Here is a 15,432-nt window from a genome sequence, read left to right as displayed (position 1 = left end):
TGACCAACTTCGAGGGTGAAACCACCCAATTCGCGTGGCACGAGGCCGACCGCCGCGTCGACATCACCGGCCCGGACAACAGCAACAGCCGCCTCTACTACGACGCCGACGGTCAGTTCGAGGCCCTAACCGTCCAAAAACCCGACGGAAGCTACGCCGTGCAAAACGCCGTCCTGCGCGACGCCCACAACCGCGTGCAAGCCGTCCACACGCCGACCCGCACCACCCGGTTCCACTACGACGGCCTCAACCTGAGCAACATCATCGATACCGAGGGCCGCCGCATCCACTACGCCGAGTACGACGAAGCCGGTCGCCCGCTGCGTTTGACGGTGGAACGCGGCACCCAAAAACAAGCCGACCTGGCGGTTGCGTACCACAACAACGGGCAGCCGCGTTGCATCACCCTGCGGCCCAGCGCCGGTCACCCGGAGCGCTTCCATTTCAACGCCTTGGGTGACCTGATCCGCCACGAACGACCCCACCGCGCCGCATCCGAGGTGCAGTTCAATGCCTGGGGCGCGCCGCAATCGCTGACCTACGACGCCGGCAACGGCCCCGAAACCCACGTCCTCTTCGCCGAGGGCGATAACCGCGCCCTGCAGTTCCCCAACCAGGTATTTGCCGAGGTCGACACCCAAGGCCGGGTTACCACCCTGGGTTACCCCGGCCTCGCACCCAAAACCACCGACTACGACGCCGAAAGCCGGCCCGTGGTCATCAGCGAGGGCAACCACCCCGCGCGGCGCATCGCTTGGCGCGACGGCCGCGTCGACTTTCTGATCGCCGAGGCGCCCGTCCATCCCGCTGGCGGCACCCCCATCTCGGAAACCATCACCCCGGCCTACGATGCGACGGGCCGGGTCGTGCAACTAACCCACGCCGACGGCAGCGGCGAACAGTTCGTGTACCCGGCTGGATCCGAGGACCTCACCCGACTTGAAAGCTTCACAGACGCCAACGGGGTGACCCAAAGCTACCGCTATAACCTCAACCGTTTAACCGGCGTTCAGATCGAGGGCGGTCCCAGCCTCAACTATCAATACGACCCCGCCGGCAACCTAACCGAGGTGTCGGTCGCGAACATGCACACACGCTACGAAGGCTGGCAAGAAGGGTTCCCCGCGCAAATGACCTGGGGCGACGGCACCGCCTTCACCGTCACCAAGGAAAACGGCCTGCTCAAAAGCATCAGCAGCACCGACAATTTCGAGCTCAGCCTCGAATACGAAACCGGCGGCAACGGCTTGAGCGAGGATTGCGACCAAGCGGTGAATTATTCCGGCGCCAACCTCACGCGGGTCACCCGCGCCGGCCCGGACCTGCGCGAAACGCTGGTACCAAGCTACAACCCCAACCACACCTTGGGCGAGGTGCGGGTGGAGCGCGAGATCGCGGACACGAGCAACGGCCCCCAAAAAGCGCCGGAGACCTTGTCCTTCACCGAAAGCTACGGCAACGGCGACAAACAATTGCTCACCCAACTGACGCTGGTCCTCCACGACCAACCCAGCCCCTCGGGAAGCGACGGTTTGATGGACATCCAACTGCGCGGCCGAAGCACGGTCCAGGGTGAGGGCGGCCGCATCGCACAACAAACCAGCGAGGCACCGCGCGCCTTAGTTCAACCGGCCGACCCGGAAACCACGCACCAAGTCGATTGGACCTACCAACCGGAGAACGGCAACCTGACCCAGGTCGACGCCGTCTCAACCAACAAGCAGCGCGGCCGTTACGAATGGGACGGATTCCGCCGCTTGCGTGCCATCGAGCGGGCCGACGGCAGCCGCATCGAATACGCCTACGACAGCGGGCACCGCCGCATCCGCGCCGCCACCGAGGGCAACCAAACCCCGCTGATCTTCTCGTACCAAGGTTCAAAACTGATCGCGGTCGGCCGCAAAGAAGGTGACGGGGCGCGCTGGACCCACGCGGTGGCCCACGGCCCCTTCGGCCCAGCCTTCATCGTCGACCTGGAAGACCCAAACAACAGCTACTACCTGTTCAACGACCACCTGGGCACCCCGTTCGCGTACAAGCGGGTCGGCGACGGCAAAGTGTTCTACACCCCAACCAGCCCCTACGGCGAAACCTGGTCGGACCGCTTCGAAGTGGCGGGCGGCGACAACACCGGCCCAGCAAGCAAACGCACAACAACCTACCACCTCGACCAAGGTTTCGAGCAACCCCCGCTCAACGGCTTCGACCAACCCTTCCTCGGCCTAAGCGGCCACATGCGCGACCAAGACACCGGCCTCGTTTATATGCACCACCGCTACTACAGCCCCCAACTCGGCCACTTCCTAAACCCCGACTTCCGCGCCCCCGACATTTACGACCCGAGCACCTTCACCGAATCGTACGCATTCGCTGGCGGCAACCCAATCATATTCTGGGATCCGAATGGTCTTTTTGCAGAGTATTTCGATGGTCGTGTATCGGTTGGTGTAGTACATGGTTTTGCGGAAGTCTTCATAATCAACCCTGGTAAATTTTTCTACGGAGGAACCACAAATGTTATTTACACCATAACAGGAAGTTCTTCCTATAAAAAAGACGCCACCGCCTTTCGTCAATCAGCAGATCAATTGGTTTTAGTTGCTTACGACAAAGGTATTTATGGGATGTTAGAGGATATGTGGAGTGACTTTTCCACTCGGCCCGAACAAGCATTAATTTTATATGAACAAGGAAAAAGTCATAAAGCAGGCCGAGTAGTCGGTAGAACATATGGCGAAACAATGTTGTTGCTCAAAGCCGCTGGAGACATTTCAAACATGGGTCTAGGAGCCATGGTGAACCTGAGAAACTCTGTTTCAATACAGAAGCTACCAACACTTGCGGCAGCAGGGAGACCAGGATTTGCTTTCTCCACCATTCTGAATGATGCAGTTAGTTCAGGAACAGGTTTTGGCGCAAGCGCCGTTGTTGTTGGCCAAGGCTCAAGAGCAGGTATGGGAATAGCGACAGGGGGATTGGGAAGTCAGATCGGCTGGGCAAACTCGCTGCCTCATATTTTGCTAAATTCTATGGTAGACTTAACGGATTATCAGCTAAATGAAGCTGGCGTGAATGAAATTGAAGGCTTAGACGCATCTCAAATTCCTGAGTTTGCTAACCCCTTACCTGGTATGATTCGAAACACAAATGATTTTGAAGAGTTCAAAACTGAGACAAGGACATGGTTCGATCCAAGTAATTTAATCTGGAACATGTCTCAGAGGAAGAAAAGATGGACAGCATTCGAGTGGTACCAGATAGCTAAAAATGAAAACAAGATTCCAGTTATTGGCGACATTCGTGAAGTGAAACTTTTTGTAAATTTACATCCTGAAAAATTTCACAGGTTAAATGTACCTAAATATTGGGACCTTCCTGTTAACGACGCCTGGATGATAGGATTCGTACAAAAAGGAAAACCATTTAGATTGATAAGCGATTTATCAAACATTAACTTCCGATTATCGTTCAACAGAAGACAAGTTTCACCTTTCCCAAGTGTGTACCAGCGTGAACTCGCATTGCTTGAAAAGCTTGGCTATGCATTATACTTACCTAGAAAACCAGGAAGCTCGTCACTCACAGGATGGATGGTCCCTAAAAATTAAAAGTATCACCGAGGGGGGTGTTCAAATGAATAATTTAAAAAAACTCATCGAGGCCAACAAAATACTGGACACACAATGTGTGAATTTTTGTTTCTCCCCATTTGAGAAGCAAAAGTTTGCAAAGATGTCTCATAGTGAATATCTTTCACATCTCCAAATGAGAAACAGCAAACCCGAGCTAGCCTCATGGCTAATATTTTCACAGGAACTAATAAATCTATCAGAAAAACTTAAATCAGTATCATATACTGAGTTCAAATCTATTCAGGGTCAATTTTCTAGAAAAGTAAACGAATTAAACGTCTTATCCTTCATCGAAGAGCTCACGTTAATGGTAAGATCTGACAAAGATCAAGGAACAGTTATAACATGTTTAGAATTAATGTGTTTGATTGAATTCACTAGCTCTTCGCCTCTCGCTATTTCTATTGGTCAAGATTTTGATTATGTTTTAGATTTAGCCTTCACCTCAACAAGTTATGCTGTTGACATGATTTCACCGGCTCTAAAAAGCGAAGCTACACGAATAATCAATGAGTGCCGCGAAATGTCAATGTAAGCTAGACCTTAGCCGAAAAGGCATAATGTCCCGTAGTGTCCCAAAATAAACCACGCCCCCACTCCACTCAAAAATTCGCGCCGCACAACGAGATCCAACGGTTGGTTTCAGGGAAAACTGCCGATTATTTTGTCTGAGAGAAGGCTGTTTTTTGTGGAAACGTTTTATTTGGACGCACTTCGGCCCCCAAATGCCAACCGAGTTCACAACATCCCTAACCTGAAATGCGATCATAAAAACTGAGCAGGCCGCCCAGGCGGGTTCGTCGCCTGATCCTTCCCTCTGATTTACCCTGCTTGCCGGACACCAGCTGTTTCTTTAGACCCTGGTGTGGCCGCTCCTCGTTGTAAAATTCGGTGTACTCACGCAAAAGGTATTCAAGCTGACCTTTGGAGAAAATCACAAACCGATCCAGGCATTCTTCGCGGCTGCTCCGAATCACGCGTTCCACACGTGCGTTCAGGTTCGGTGATCGGGGAGGAAGTTTCACCGTGGTCACTTCAGCCGCCGCCAAGGTTTGCGTAAATCGGTCACCGAAAACCGTCGCACGATCATGAATCACATAGGCGCCCTCTTTCAAGAAGCCCTCTGCTTCATCCGTTTCGTTGAGGGAGACCTGAACCAGCCACGTCTGCGTCGGTTCAACCACGATCCCGGCGATATGAATGTGCCGCGAGGCCAGGTGCATCATCACCAAGACATGCACGGGCTGTACTCCCCAACCCTGTGTCAGTTTCACCGTAAATAAGTCGGCAGCCACCATGCTCGACCATTGCTGTTGCAAGATCGTCGCCATGATCGAGTCCGTTTCGGGGCCGGACTCAAGGGGCCGTCTTCCAAACTCATCACACGAGGTCGGCGGCCTTCTTTTCGCTGCCCCGATTCCGAATAATATTCTTGGTACACCAGCTTCTTGTGCCGGCGCAAAAACGCGTCTGGACTGTAGCTCAGCGCCGCGATGCCTTGCAAAAAGTCGTCGGGCAAGGATCGCAAGTCACCGCCGCTGATTGTCGGTCAAACGCTTGTCCCAATCATTAATTAATGAATAAATGGTTTCACGTTACACCTGAATCAATCCCAAAAGAAAATCGACCGCCACCTTCTGACGCGCCTCCACCCTCCCCACTAACAATACCAACTACAAAACATTCAGCCAGGCCATGCTTGCCCCTTTCAGCTAAATTAGGTTGCATGATCGGTCATTTATCCACAACTCAAGGTGGAGGTCACCCGAAACCTGGCGTGGCGTTAGTGCGTCGCAATACACCGCTAAATCCACCGGTGACCGGGTGACCACCGCCGGCAACCCCGCCCAAAACGACGGCTTCCCGCAAAGCTGGGACCTGCCGGGGGACGCCGACCTGTTTTTGCGCCGCAACGCGAAGGGGCAGATCGAGGCGCTCAGCCACGGAACCCAACAGCCCGCCGCCCAGGCGCCGACCACCGCGACCGAGGACGGCGACAACCTTACCCTGTACCTCGGCTACGATGCGCAAGGCCGCTTACAAACCAGCACCGACCCGCGCGGTCTGAAGCTCACCCGCGCCTACCAAGGCGAGAGCGGGGTAATCAACACCGTCACCGCCGGCAACCCCAACAACGCGGACAACCTGCTGTTGCAAACCGAGAACAGCGGCTCGGGCGTCAGCAGCGCACGCCGCACCCAACGATCCTGGCTGGGCGATGAGGTGGCGATCCATCGCGGCACCGAGAACCCCTTCCAAACCGATCTGATTCGCAATGGCAGAATAACGCGGTTTAGCCTCGATCCCGCCACCGAACGCCTCAAGCAGCTGACCAACTTCGAGGGTGAAACCACCCAATTCGCGTGGCACGAGGCCGACCGCCGCGTCGACATCACCGGCCCGGACAACAGCAACAGCCGCCTCTACTACGACGCCGACGGTCAGTTCGAGGCCCTGACCGTCCAAAAACCCGACGGAAGCTACGCCGTGCAAAACGCCGTCCTGCGCGACGCCCACAACCGCGTGCAAGCCGTCTACACGCCGACCCGCACCACCTTGTTCCAGTACGACGGCCTCAACCTGAGCAACATCATTGATACCGAGGGCCGCCGCATCCACTACGCCGAGTACAATGAAGCCGGTCGCCCGCTGCGTTTAACCGTGGAACGCGACACCCAAAAACAAGCCGACCTGGCGGTTGCGTACCACAACAACGGGCAGCCGCGTTGCATCACCCTGCGGCCCAGCGCCGGTCACCCGGAGCGCTTCCATTTCAACGCCTTGGGTGACCTGATCCGTCACGAACGGCCCCACCGCGCCGCATCCGAGGTGCAGTTCAACGCCTGGGGCGCGCCGCAATCGCTGACCTACGACGCCGGCAACGGTCCCGAAACCCACCTCCTCTTCGCCGAGGGCGATAACCGCGTCCTGCAATTCCCCAACCAGGTATTTGCCGAGGTCGACACCCAAGGCCGGGTTACCACCCTGGGTTACCCCGGCCTCGCACCCAAAACCACCGACTACGACGCCGAAAGCCGGCCCGTGGTCATCAGCGAGGGCAACCACCCCGCGCGGCGCATCGCTTGGCGCGACGGCCGCGTCGACTTTCTGATCGCCGAGGCGCCCGTCCATCCCGCCGGCGGCACACCCATCTCGGAAACCATCACCCCGGCCTACGATGCGACGGGCCGGGTCGTGCAACTGACCCACGCCGACGGCAGCGGCGAACAGTTCGTGTACCCGGCCGGATCCGAGGAGCTCACCCGACTAGAAAGCTTCACCGACGCCAACGGCGTGACCCAAAGCTACCGCACCAACCTCAACCGTTTAACCGGCGTTCAGATCGAGGGCGGTCCCAGCCCGCATTACTCACAAGGATTCGTCGCGAGAAGCTGAAAACCTTGTGAGTACGAAGGTTACGACCGAGAGACGGCACAGGCGTAGCAGAGCTACGGCGAAGGCGGCTCGACCGAGTAAGCGAAGTAATCGCATGGTTTTCGGCTTCGTAGCAGAATTCCTTGTGAGTAATGCGGGCGAGCCTCAACTACCAATACGATCCCGCCGGCAACCTGACCGAGGTCTCGGTCGCGAACATGCACACGCGTTACGAGGGCTGGCAAGAAGGGTTCCCCGCGCAAATGACCTGGGGCGACGGCACCGCCTTCACCGTCACCAAGGAAAACGGCCTGCTCAAAAGCATCAGCAGCACCGACAATTTCGAGCTCAGCCTCGAATACGAAACCGGCGGCAACGGCTTGAGCGAGGATTGCGACCAAGCGGTGAATTATTCCGGCGCCAAACTCACGCGGGTCACCCGCGCCGGCCCGGACCTGCGCGAAACGCTGGTACCAAGCTACAACCCCAACCACACCTTGGGCGAGGTGCGCGTCACGCGCGAGATCGCGGACACGAGCAACGGCCCCCAAAAAGCGCCGGAGACCTTGTCCTTCACCGAAAGCTACGGCAACGGCGACAAACAGTTGCTCACCCAACTGACGCTGGTCCTCCACGACCAACCCAGCCCCTCGGGAAGCGGCGGTCTGGTGGACATCCAACTGCGCGGCCGAAGCACGGTCCAGGGTGAGGGCGGGCGTATCGCACAACAAACCAGCGAGGCACCGCGCGCGGTGGTTCAACCGGCGGACCCGGAAACCACGCACCAAGTCGATTGGACCTACCAACCGGAGAACGGAAACCTGACCCAGGTCGACGCCGTCTCAACCAACAAGCAGCACGGCCGTTACGAATGGGACGGATTCCGCCGCTTGCGCGCCATCGAGCGGGCCGACGGCAGCCGCATCGAGTACGCCTACGACAGCGGGCACCGCCGCATCCGCGCCGCCACCGAGGGCAACCAAACCCCGCTGATCTTCTCGTACCAAGGTTCAAAACTGATCGCGGTCGGCCGCAAAGAAGGTGACGGAGAACGCTGGACCCACGCGGTGGCCCACGGGCCCTTCGGCCCAGCCTTCATCGTCGACCTGGAAAACCAAAACAACAGCTACTACCTGTTCAACGACCACCTGGGCACCCCGTTCGCGTACAAGCGGGTCGGCGACGGCAAGGTCTTCTACACCCCAACCAGCCCCTACGGCGAAACCTGGTCGGACCGCTTCGAAGTGGCGGGCGGCGACAACACCGGCCCGGCAAGCAAACGCACAACAAACTACCACCTCGACCAAGGTTTCGAGCAACCTCCCTTCAACGGCTTCGACCAACCCTTCCTGGGCCTAAGCGGCCACATGCGCGACCAAGACACCGGCCTCGTCTATATGCACCACCGCTACTACAGCCCAGAGCTAGGGCACTTCCTAAACCCCGACTTCCGCGCCCCCAACATCTACGACCCCAGCACCTTCACCGAACCATACGCATTCGCCGGCGGCAACCCAATGATGCTCTGGGATCCGAATGGTCTTGAAACATTAGTAACAAAAATATCTAAAGTTGCGTCCGATATGCAGGCTAGTGGCAACTTTTTCGAGAAGGTTGTCGCTCATAAGCTGTTTGTTTTTGCTGTAATATCTGAATTTCTGGCTGGGTCAACAGATAAGTAATCGATGCACATCGTACAGGCGATACAAAAGTAAACGATTTGGATTACATTTTCGCTGGACTTGAAGTTTCCCCCTTCGGAAGAGCAGGAAAAGGATTAGTGCTAGCTGATGACTTTGTGAAGCATGGAGACGATGCAATTGAGCATTCAAACAAAGTAATAGACCTTGTGTTTAACCCTCAGACGGGTCGTTACGAATTCCCGACCTCCTCTTCTTTCTCTTTGAGTTCGGGAATTGGAGATGCAGCAGCACCATTACGAATTGATCCAGGACCACCGAATTCAAACATGAGTCCAAATCTTTCCTTACCGATAACTAGTGAAAAACTAGCCCCTAATGTAGAACAAAAAACTCATTCCCACACTTACAGAGAATGATTTTCTGAAAAGACTGACGTTCCTAGAACGACATTTTGGAACTTCCAACGTCCACTCCTTGCAAAAACATGGAGCGCAAACCACCGCGCTTAGCCAATACAGAAGAGTTCAAAATATCCATTACCCTAACCCTGGCACAGGATTGCCAGGCAACCCAACAAAAAAGGCAAGCAAGTTTTTGACTCACAAAGATCATTACCTCACTCTGAGACGTGCTATCTTGGAAAATCGGAGAACCAGTGCAACGAGGATTTCAGTTCAATTTAATCGGAATATTGGAATTAGCGTTGAAAACCTAAGAACTCACAGCAACAGGGGACCTTATCTCTGCGAGATATGTTGACAGTGCAGTAGTTAGGTTTGACCCAGCCACAGGAAAATTCTTCACGGCCTACCCAGAACCATAATTAAAGGAGTTTTTATGGAAATTCATTTCAATAAACTCAAGCTTCTCACAGGAGCACCCATTCCAGAAGATTTAAAAACTTTTCTAGAAGGTACATTTTCAATAGCACCACCTCCTATCGGACTAAAATTTAACAACGTTGAATTCATACTGGAAATACAATACTTTCTAGACGTAACTTGCAAAGAAAACTACAACCCAAAACTTGGATATCTCAAATTTGCAGTTACAACAGATGGAAATGAACTAATTGTCAATCTAAAAAATGACTATCTCTCCATATTACAGTCTGAAGACGGCGATATTGACAGCCTCGGTTTAATACTTAAGGATATACTAAACGCTAATACTTACAGCCTTTAACTGTGTAGTGTCAATGCGGCAGCCGTAGTGTACAAAAAATTACCACGCCACCTACTCGAACAAAAATCCCGTAGTGTCCCAAAAATAAACACGCCGCCAATCTTCACCAAACTCCGCTTCTCGCAAAAAAATTCAACGGTTCGTTTCATGGGGAATTGCCGATTATCTTGTCGGTGAGAGGCCTATTTTTCGTTCAGAAGGTTTTATTTGGACGCACTTCGGACTTGGATTTCGATTCAAATCCACGAGGATCCTAACCTGAAACGCGATCATAAAAACGGAGCAGACCGCCCAGGCGGGTTCGTCGCCTGATCCTTCCCTCTGATTTGCCCTGCTTGCCGGACACCAGCCGATTCTTTAGGCCTTGGTGTGGACGCTCCTCGTTGTAAAAGGCGACGTACTCACGCAACAGGTAATCAAGCTGACCTTTGGAGAAAATCACAAACCGATCCAGGCGTTCTTCGCGAATGCTCCGAATCACGCGTTCCACATGTGCGTTCAGGTTTGGTGATCGAGGCGGAAGCTTCACCGTGGTCACTTCAGCCCCCGCCAAGTTTTGCTTAAATCGGTCACCGAAAACCGTCGCCCGATCATGAATCACATAGGCGCCCTCTTTCGAGAAGCCCTCTACTTCATCCGTTTCGTTGCGGGCGACCTGAACCAACCACGCCTGCGTCGGTTCATCCACAATTCCGGCGATGTGAATGCGTTACGAGGCCAGGTGCATCATCACCAAGACATGCACGCGCTGTATTCCCCAACCCCGCGTCAGTTCCACGGTAAAAAAGTCGGCAGCCACCATGCTCGCCCCTTGCTGTTCCAAGAATCGTCGCCATGATCGCGTTCGTTTCGGGGCCGGCCTCAAGCCGCCGTCTTCCAAAATCCGCGCCACGGTGTTTTTTGACAACGAGGCACCGAGATGATGCAGCGCCCCGACAAGCCGCCGGTAACCCCAGCTTGGCTTCTCCTCGGCCAAACGCCGCACCAAGGCAACGTCCTGTTCCGACGTGGGCATTGCAATTATGGAAAATCGCCTTCCATGACAAGGGTGTTCCGTTCGGGTTGGTTTCGGTCGTAGAGAACCACGCAAGGGGTGCCGATCTCGGCCGGAGGCTCGGTTGACAACCGCGTTTTGGGAAAGGTCATGATGGTTCCGCTGCCGGCGACGCCTTCCTTGTCCTCAAACACATAACGGATTCGCCACGGACTCATCCCGTTAACCTTAACCGATGTGTTGTGGTCGACCTCGGTGATGTTGCCCGTCGCGAGCGTCCCTTCTCGCAAAAGTTTTTTCCGAATGGCAATGCTTGCGAACGCATACCAAAGCAGCCCCAAACCGATCCAAAGTTTGAGGACCGGAACAATAAAAACAGCAGCATGAATACCAGCCGCGTGCGAGCCGCTGACGCGCGATAGCCAGGGCTCAGAGGCTGAATATTCAATCGTTACGTGTTCTTCCGCGGGGATCCGGAACCGTTTGGCATAACTGTACCCCTCGTGTTCCACCTGTTGTTCATCGCGAAAGATGAAATCAATGCGAAAGGTATCGGATTGGCGCCCTTTCGCGCTCGCTTTTCTGGTGATCTCAAGCACGCGACCCGGCGCTGAACGGACGTCGGCGTCGATGGTAACGTCGGGAAACAGGTGGCCCGGTCGGCTCTTCAGTTGGATGGTGATCAGGACCGTCAAGAAAACGCCTCCCATCGCCAAACACACCCAACCCCCAACCCAGGAGACCGGAAAGCTTCGCCACAATCCCTTGGTCTTGAACACACGCGGTGCGCGCGGGACCAATCCCAGGTCCGTTATCGGCTTGCGCATAGCCTCCCCCTTGAAAAACCATTAAAAAATCGGGCGTCATGCAGCAGTGAAAAGAGACGATTCACATGCTTATCGTCCTCGCCGCCCCAAAGCGAACATCTAATAAAAACTACGGTCGCGCTTGTTTCCCCAAAACACGAACACGCAGTTGGTCAAAAGGTTCATAGCCTTCAAGCTGTTCGAATTGGGGATGATCCTCCAGGTAACTGTTTCCTTGATGCCGCTTAGAAAATCCCCGTTCTAAGTAAAAAACCGCGACCTCCGGCTGGGTTTCGACGATGAGCCGGGCGATTTGAAAATCGATCATGCCGTCCTTGGGGTCGAAGCGGCGCGCTGTTTCAAAGTTCGTCATGGCTTCATCAAAATGCGCGTCACAAGTGTAATCGACCCCTCTGCGCAAGTAGGCGGCCGCCATCAGTGAATTAGAATAGACACCTTCGAGATCCGCCAATTCTTGGTGCTTGAGAAATCCGGCCAGGATGATCGCGTCATAGAAGCGATGTTTTTTGAAGGCGGCGATTTCGGCCGAGGCGCGTTCATGGCGACCCAAGCCGATGTAGGCGCACGCGAGCCAAAGCCGCGCATCTTGGTCGTCGGGTTCAAGGGTTAAGGCTTCCTCATAGTAGCTTGCCGCCTCTTGGAATTGATGTTGATCAAGGGCGCGATAGCCATTTCTAGCCAGATCCGTCGCCGTCTCGCCACAGCCGTTTAAAAAGAAACCCACCAAAACGAAGCAGATCATCCGTTTCATAATATCTCCCTATCGCGTTACTTCGAATTAACCTAACGGAACATTTGGTAACTCGAGAAGAGGTTATACACCCACCGGCGCCGGCTCACCTTCAATCGTGCCATTTTTAAACGGCTCCCAAACACCGCGAACGCCGCGGCAGAAAGAAGGGAACCATCGCTTTCGGTAACACCTAAGAAGCGCGATAACTCGCGGTGATTTTAGCTAAACCTCTGGGCTGCAACGGTCTGTGAAAATGCTCACCGCACCCAATGGGTGCGCTTCCGCATTTCCCAAACCATTTCGCTCCAGATCTTTAGCCAAAATCCCTCGCTCTTATCGCGCTTCTTAGGTAACAGCCACGCACGCCGAACAACAAAACAGCGTGAACAACACCCCTTATTTAGGAGCGCTCAAAAAGTAAAAAGAGGGGTTAATACATAGGGTTTTAGTGCCTCTTTTTAGGGGCGTCATCCACGACATTGCCGGCCAGACCGGCCCGCGCTTTCACCGGCGGCTCACCTTTTGGTAACCCTTCACCTTCTGGATAACCTCCTGCAAATGCGTGACCTTCACCACCGTTTCAGCCAGGCGCATCCAAAAATGCCGGCCGCGCGAATAACCAAGCAAAGCACGATGTTTGTCAGCTATCCCTTTCCGCGGTACACATGGAGCGTGGCCTTCGCACACAACCCCATCGCGGAAGAGGCCGCATCACCCTTGGAGGGCCGTTTATGTTGGTTTCGCTTTTACTTTGTTTGAGCCTCGGTGAGATGACGGTACCGACCGCGCCCGAAGCTTTTCCTCACTTCGAAGGCAAGAATTTGAACGGTGAGCAGGTCCAGTTCGCCGAATGGGATCGCCCGGTCACCCTTATTTTCGTTGCTTTTAAACAGGAGCAACAGCCACAGGTGGATCAGTGGGTTACGGCGCTCGAACCGCTGAAGGAACAGCATCCTAGCTTGGACTACGTGGAGCTGCCGACGGTCAAAAAAGTGAGCCGATTCGTAAAGTACATGATTTACCGCGGCATGCGTTCCGGCATCAAGGATCCCCACCAACGCCAACGTATCGTGACCCAATATGTCGATGTCCCCGACTACATGAACCGCTTAAACCTCAGCGATCCCGAGGTTATCGCCACCTACGCGGTTTGTAATGAGGGCCGCATCCTGAAACACTGGCTCGGCCCGGTTGACGACACCTTTATCGAAGAGCTCAAAACGGTTTTGGATGAGACGGCGGCCGGCGAATCGGGCCAAACCACGGCCGACGCGGGTTAGCGTTCCTTAATTCGTTGCGGTAGGTCGATGGTGACGCGCAAGCCCGGGTCGGCTTCCTCGAATTGCAGGGTGCCCTGGTGGCCTTTGACGATGGTTGCACATAAATAGAGGCCCAAACCCAAACCGGTGTCGGGATGATCCGAACGTTTGAACGCTTGGATGCGGCGCATGGCGACCACATCCACCTCGGCGCCCCGATCACGGACGGCCAACCGTACCCGCCCGTTGTCGGTCAGCGACACCTGCACGGTCACATCGGTTTTGGCGTGGACCCGCGCGTTGTCCAGCAGGTTCATCACCACCTGTTCCATCATGCCCGCGTCCCAAAACACGGTGCATTCCGGCAAATCGCCCACCGCAACGGTCCAGGCGGCGTCGAGCTGTTGCGCCACATCGATACATTCCGTTAACCAGGGCCCTAATGCAAAGGACGAGGGTTTTGGGCGCAGGTGCAGGTGCTCAAACCGCGCGGTACGCAACAAATTCTCCACCATGAATTGCATCTTCATGCTCTCGCGCAGCACAAATTGATGGTACGTCTGCACCCGTGCCGGGAACTGATCGCGTTTCTTTTGCAGCAGTTCGGCGAACTGGCGGATGACGGCCAGCGGCGTGCGCAATTCGTGGCTGGTGGCGGCCAACAACTGCTGCTGGAAGCGGTGGATTTTGTCGTATTGATCAATCAACAGGTAAATCACGAGCAGAATGATCTCCACAAACAGCACCATCAACAGATGCACGGTTTGCGCGCGGCGCAGTTGCTCGTGGGCCGGTAACCGGCGCGGGGCCAGGGTTAGCCAGAGGTCGTCGTAGCGGGCCCAACGCGGTGCTAGGGATAGGGCAAGATCCAGGTTGAGCGCGCTGAGTGCCCGATTGATTTGATCCACCTCCGCGGCGGAATAGGCATCCAAATAGTCGCCGCCGTTGTGCTGAAAGGAAACCAGGAACACGTCCGGCTCGGCCGCGCTCTCCAAGGCACAAAACCGCCGCTGCAAAACAAACACCTCGCGCCACGGCTTGGGCAAGCGCTCCAAAAGCAGGGTGAAAAACGGTCGCGAAACCCCTTCCCCGGTCGCAAAACGCCGCGCCACCGCGTACAAGCGGTTGATATCGCGTTCACCAACACCCTGCAGCGGACCGCGCAACAACTCCACCATGCCGGCATAGGCTTGGGGCATGCCGGAGGGAAAGCGCTGATCCGACCACAGCAGACGGCGCATGTCCTCGGGCAGCAAACCGGTTGCGCCCGGCGCCACGCCCAACTTCTCAACAAAAGCTTCGCGGCTCATAAACGGCGGCAAACCCTGCAACGGCTGATCCGGCAGGGCGCGGTACAACTTGGCGGGCCGTTGGCCGCGGTCGGTAACGAAACGCCGCCACAGTACCTCGGCCAGTAGGTTTTGCCATTCCTGACGGAAGGCGGCACGGAGCTTGGCGTCTTTGGCCAAACTCTCCTGCTGATTGCGCCAGCTCTGCCACACAAAAAACGGGCATGCCAGCATCAGGATCAGGATCAGCAAGCGACCCAGTCTAAATGTGTTGGGTTTTGAAAGCGACACCATCATTCGCCGACCGATTTCCTTCCGCGCAAACCTTATTCAGCTTGCTGCTCGTCCGGCTTCTCTTCTTTTTTCTCGGCCTGTTTCTGCCGCAGTTTCTCCAGGGCTTCTTGCTCCTGACGTTTGAAGTATTCGGCCTCTTTGTCGTAACCCCGGTTCTTCAGTTCATCGCGGACCATGGCGCACTCCTGTGTGGGAATTGGG

Annotated in this window: 14 protein-coding genes; 7 read left to right on the top strand and 7 right to left on the bottom strand. The window is 55.3% G+C overall.

All coding sequences use genetic code 11. The features are described from left to right. Window positions 1-3,608, top strand: a 3,608-nt coding sequence (locus J3U88_RS24745; protein WP_207861682.1) for an RHS repeat-associated core domain-containing protein, incomplete at its 5' end; no start/stop codon positions are given. A gap of 25 nt (window positions 3,609-3,633) precedes the next feature. Next, the gene (locus tag J3U88_RS24740; protein WP_207861681.1) at window positions 3,634-4,167 is read left to right on the top strand and encodes a hypothetical protein; all 534 of its coding nucleotides are present in this window, start codon (window positions 3,634-3,636) and stop codon (window positions 4,165-4,167) included. 214 nt (window positions 4,168-4,381) lie between these two features. Here the strand turns inward: J3U88_RS24740 and J3U88_RS24735 are convergent, their stop codons facing one another. Next, entirely contained in the window at window positions 4,382-4,963 is a 582-nt protein-coding gene (locus J3U88_RS24735; protein ID WP_207861680.1) for an integrase core domain-containing protein, read from the bottom strand. Window positions 4,964-5,456: 493 nt separating this feature from the next. Between J3U88_RS24735 and J3U88_RS24730 the strand changes: the two genes are divergently transcribed. From J3U88_RS24730 to J3U88_RS24715, 4 genes are all read left to right on the top strand, one after another. Beyond that, complete coding sequence (locus tag J3U88_RS24730; RefSeq protein ID WP_207861679.1) at window positions 5,457-7,028, top strand: RHS repeat protein; 1,572 nt, start codon at window positions 5,457-5,459, stop codon at window positions 7,026-7,028. Between the two features lie 131 nt (window positions 7,029-7,159). Next, window positions 7,160-8,689, top strand: coding sequence for an RHS repeat-associated core domain-containing protein (locus tag J3U88_RS24725; protein WP_207861678.1), 1,530 nt, complete (start codon window positions 7,160-7,162; stop codon window positions 8,687-8,689). A gap of 38 nt (window positions 8,690-8,727) precedes the next feature. Continuing rightward, window positions 8,728-9,066, top strand: coding sequence for a hypothetical protein (locus J3U88_RS24720; RefSeq protein ID WP_207861677.1), 339 nt, complete (start codon window positions 8,728-8,730; stop codon window positions 9,064-9,066). A gap of 421 nt (window positions 9,067-9,487) precedes the next feature. Next, the gene (locus J3U88_RS24715) at window positions 9,488-9,835 is read left to right on the top strand and encodes a hypothetical protein (RefSeq protein WP_207861676.1); all 348 of its coding nucleotides are present in this window, start codon (window positions 9,488-9,490) and stop codon (window positions 9,833-9,835) included. A gap of 253 nt (window positions 9,836-10,088) precedes the next feature. On the opposite strand, the gene J3U88_RS24710 is transcribed toward J3U88_RS24715, so the two are convergent. From J3U88_RS24710 to J3U88_RS24695, 4 genes are all read right to left on the bottom strand, one after another. Next, window positions 10,089-10,523: an integrase core domain-containing protein gene (locus tag J3U88_RS24710; protein WP_207861675.1), complete on the bottom strand. Its 435-nt coding sequence runs from the start codon at window positions 10,521-10,523 to the stop codon at window positions 10,089-10,091. A gap of 21 nt (window positions 10,524-10,544) precedes the next feature. Next, a complete protein-coding gene (locus J3U88_RS24705; RefSeq protein WP_207861674.1) occupies window positions 10,545-10,823 on the bottom strand; it encodes an IS3 family transposase in 279 nt (92 codons plus the stop codon). Between the two features lie 32 nt (window positions 10,824-10,855). Continuing rightward, window positions 10,856-11,524 (bottom strand): DUF3592 domain-containing protein, encoded by a 669-nt coding sequence (locus J3U88_RS24700; protein ID WP_207861673.1) that lies wholly within the window; start codon window positions 11,522-11,524, stop codon window positions 10,856-10,858. Between the two features lie 241 nt (window positions 11,525-11,765). Next, complete coding sequence (locus J3U88_RS24695; RefSeq protein WP_207861672.1) at window positions 11,766-12,407, bottom strand: tetratricopeptide repeat protein; 642 nt, start codon at window positions 12,405-12,407, stop codon at window positions 11,766-11,768. Window positions 12,408-13,120: 713 nt separating this feature from the next. On the opposite strand from J3U88_RS24695, the gene J3U88_RS24690 reads away from it, so the two are divergent. Continuing rightward, complete coding sequence (locus J3U88_RS24690; RefSeq protein WP_207861671.1) at window positions 13,121-13,669, top strand: hypothetical protein; 549 nt, start codon at window positions 13,121-13,123, stop codon at window positions 13,667-13,669. Here the strand turns inward: J3U88_RS24690 and J3U88_RS24685 are convergent. Then, window positions 13,666-15,234, bottom strand: a complete 1,569-nt coding sequence (locus tag J3U88_RS24685; protein ID WP_207861670.1) for a sensor histidine kinase — start codon at window positions 15,232-15,234, stop codon at window positions 13,666-13,668. The two genes, J3U88_RS24690 and J3U88_RS24685, sit on opposite strands and share 4 nt — an antisense overlap. 29 nt (window positions 15,235-15,263) lie before the next feature. Continuing rightward, window positions 15,264-15,407 carry a hypothetical protein gene (locus tag J3U88_RS24680; protein WP_207861669.1) on the bottom strand — a complete coding sequence of 48 codons (144 nt, stop codon included), beginning with the start codon at window positions 15,405-15,407 and terminating at the stop codon, window positions 15,264-15,266. Window positions 15,408-15,432: the final 25 nt, after the last annotated feature.

Source organism: Acanthopleuribacter pedis, assembly GCF_017377855.1.
Taxonomy (GTDB): domain Bacteria; phylum Acidobacteriota; class Holophagae; order Acanthopleuribacterales; family Acanthopleuribacteraceae; genus Acanthopleuribacter; species Acanthopleuribacter pedis.
This window is presented reverse-complemented; position numbering and strand designations above follow the sequence as displayed.

What these genes read in the sequence shown, in the direction of transcription:
- J3U88_RS24740 (WP_207861681.1), top strand. Translation starts at nt 3,634, where the DNA reads ATGAATAATTTAAAAAAACTCATCGAGGCCAACAAAATACTGGACACA.
- J3U88_RS24735 (WP_207861680.1), bottom strand. Translation starts at nt 4,963, where the DNA reads ATGGCGACGATCTTGCAACAGCAATGGTCGAGCATGGTGGCTGCCGAC.
- J3U88_RS24725 (WP_207861678.1), top strand. Translation starts at nt 7,160, where the DNA reads ATGCGGGCGAGCCTCAACTACCAATACGATCCCGCCGGCAACCTGACC.
- J3U88_RS24715 (WP_207861676.1), top strand. Translation starts at nt 9,488, where the DNA reads ATGGAAATTCATTTCAATAAACTCAAGCTTCTCACAGGAGCACCCATT.
- J3U88_RS24695 (WP_207861672.1), bottom strand. Translation starts at nt 12,407, where the DNA reads ATGAAACGGATGATCTGCTTCGTTTTGGTGGGTTTCTTTTTAAACGGC.
- J3U88_RS24690 (WP_207861671.1), top strand. Translation starts at nt 13,121, where the DNA reads ATGTTGGTTTCGCTTTTACTTTGTTTGAGCCTCGGTGAGATGACGGTA.
- J3U88_RS24685 (WP_207861670.1), bottom strand. Translation starts at nt 15,234, where the DNA reads ATGATGGTGTCGCTTTCAAAACCCAACACATTTAGACTGGGTCGCTTG.
- J3U88_RS24680 (WP_207861669.1), bottom strand. Translation starts at nt 15,407, where the DNA reads ATGGTCCGCGATGAACTGAAGAACCGGGGTTACGACAAAGAGGCCGAA.